The sequence below is a fragment of the Streptomyces sp. NRRL WC-3549 genome (assembly GCF_000721935.1).
Taxonomy (GTDB): domain Bacteria; phylum Actinomycetota; class Actinomycetes; order Streptomycetales; family Streptomycetaceae; genus Streptomyces.
This window is the reverse complement of sequence record NZ_KL585383.1, coordinates 154,972-157,428: the sequence shown is the minus strand read 5'-3', so window position 1 is coordinate 157,428 and position 2,457 is coordinate 154,972. Positions and strand designations below refer to the sequence as shown.

At 74.9% G+C, this 2,457-nt stretch carries 2 protein-coding genes; both read right to left on the bottom strand.

Annotated features, from left to right (window positions below):
- Positions 1-121 precede the first annotated feature (121 nt).
- Entirely contained in the window at positions 122-955 is an 834-nt protein-coding gene (locus IH13_RS0102905) for an Fpg/Nei family DNA glycosylase (RefSeq protein WP_031080789.1), read from the bottom strand.
- A 204-nt stretch (positions 956-1,159) separates the two neighbouring features.
- On the bottom strand, positions 1,160-2,457 hold a 1,298-nt coding region (locus tag IH13_RS0102900; protein WP_031080787.1), incomplete at its 5' end, for an Lhr family helicase.

Below are 2,457 nucleotides of genomic sequence, written 5' to 3'. Positions count from 1 at the left end.
CGCGCGGTCTGCCGAGGAGGACCGGGAGCGCGGCGGGCGTACCGCCGGGGAACCGGGACCGGAACCACCGGCTTCTTGACGGGCCGCGGCCGAAGTCGTCGACCGGCTGTGGGGGTGCCGCTCAGGGCGTGGGGCCGGACTGGCAGCCCGGGCACCAATAGGTGGGGCGGTTGTCCTGTTCGACCCTGCGGACCGGCGTTCCACAGCGCAGGCAGGGGCGGTCGCCCCTCCCGTAGACGAACAGCCTCTCCCGGGACCGGCGGCCTTGAGGCATCCGGCTCCGGTGGCCGTGCGCCGAGGTGACCACGGGCGCGGTCGTGGTCCGTGCGGGATTGTCCCGGTTGGCTTCGAGGAGCTGCTTGGCGGTACGCACCAGAAGGGTCATGGTGGCCGTCGGCAGCTCACCCACGGGCAGCCAGGGCGTGGCTCGGGCCATGAAGCAGAGCTCGCAGGCGTAGACGTTGCCGATGCCGGCCAGATTGCGCTGATCCAGCAGCGCCTGGCCGAGCGGGCGGCCCGGGTCCGACAGCAGGTTGTGCTCGGCGGTGTCCGGGTCCCAGTCCGGTCCCAGAAGGTCGGGCCCGAGGTGGCCGACGACCTGGTCCTCGCTTGCGGTGCGGAGCAGTTCCAGTACGGGCAGGCGGTAACCGACGGCGGTGCGCTCCGCCGTCTCCAGGACGGCCCGGATCTGATGTGCGGGACCGCCGCGCCAGCGCTCGCCCGGGGCGTAGAGGAGCCAGGCGCCGTCCATGCGCAGATGGCTGTGGAGCGTGAGGCCGCCCTCGACGCGGGTGAGCAGGTGTTTCCCGCGCGCGGTGACGTCCAGGACGGTGCGGCCGCTGAGGTCGGCCGTGGCGAATCGGGGGACCCGCAGATCGGAACGGGTCAGGACCTGCCCCGCGAGCGCGGTGTCGAGACGCTTGGCCGTCTGCAGGACGGTGTCACCTTCGGGCATGCCTCCATGATGCGCGGCCCGGCAGACGGACGGGGCCGCGGTGGCCTGACCGGGCAGGCCCCTCCGGCTCCTCCGTCCCCGTGCGCCTGTGGCCGACCACTCACCGGGCCCGCCCGTCCCGGCGGTCGCGGAGGAGCGCCGCGGGGGCGCGCGGTGCCGTGCGGCCGGTGACGCGGCGGGCCGGCCGCACTCCGGGTGGCGCAGTCAGGCGCGCAGGCGCAGGCCCCTCGGTGTGGCGAGGAAACCTGCGGCCTCCAGGGTGCGGCCCAGCGGGGAGGTGAGGGACGAGGCGCCGTTGGTGCGCTCCACCGTGACGGTGCCCAGGGTCCCGGCGCGGGCCGCCGCCGCGAGCGCCTGCGCAGCCGCGACGAGCGCCGGGTCGTCGGGTTCGCCCGCCCAGGCCAGCAGGGACTTGCCGCCGCGCTCCATGTACAGCGTCAGTTCGCCTTCGACCAGGACGACCAGGGCGCCGGCCTTGCGTCCGGGCTTGTGGCCCGCCCCGTCCGGCGATTCGGGCCAGGGCAGGGCCGCGCCGTAGGCGTTGGCCGGATCGGCCGCGGCGAGCACCACCGCACGGGGTGCCGCGTCGGGGTCCCTGCGCTCGCGGGCGGTGGACACCGCCCTGAGCCGGTCCACCGCACCGTCCATCGCGAACTGCGCCGCGCCCAGCCCCTCGACCACGTAGCCCCTGCGGGCCTGACCGCTGTCCTCGAACGCGGCGAGGACGCGGTACGTCGCGGAGAACCCGCCCTCGACGCCTTCGGCCTGCACGGCTCCCCGGGTGACCACACCGTGCCGGTCCAGGAGCGTCCGGGCCAGGGCGTGGGCGCGGTGGGTGGGTTCGGGCCGGGCCGCCGGGAACAGGGACCAGCGGCCGGAGACGGTGGGCGGGCCGGTGCGGGACGCGGGACGTGCGGCCCCGGTCAGCGTCCCGTAACGCCCGCGCGGGACGCTGCGCTTGGCCCGGTGGGCGGTGGAACCCGCTGTGCGGCCCGATCCCAGGAGCGAGCGCAGCGGGGCGAGGGTGTCGTTGGTGAGCCGTCCGGTCCAGACCAGGTCCCAGAGCACGTCGGCGAGTTGGGGGTCGGTGCTGTCCGGGTGGGTGGTGGCACGCACCTGGTCGGCGATCTGCCGGAAGAACAGGCCGTATCCGCCGGAGAGGACGGTGAGGACCGATTCGTGGAGCGCGGTCTCCTCCAGCGGGTGGGGCGGGGGCAGCAGAAGGGGCGCGCTGTCGGCGAGGTAGAGGGAGAGCCAGCCGTCCTTGCCCGGAAGCGCTCCCGCCCCGGCCCACACGACCTCGCCGGTCGTGGTGAGTTCGTCGAGCAGGGCCGGTGTGTAACCCGCCACCCGGCTCGGAAGGATCAGCTTCTCCAAGGCCGAGGCGGGCACCGGTGCGCCTTGCAACTGCTCGATGGCGCGGGCCAGTCCGTCGATTCCGCGCAGGCTGTTGTCGCCGATGTGCTGCCACTGGGGAAGGAAGCCGGCCAGCGCCGCCGGCG

Excerpts from the sequence above, each read along its gene's own strand:
- IH13_RS0102905 (WP_031080789.1), bottom strand. The coding sequence starts at position 955 with ATGCCCGAAGGTGACACCGTCCTGCAGACGGCCAAGCGTCTCGACACC.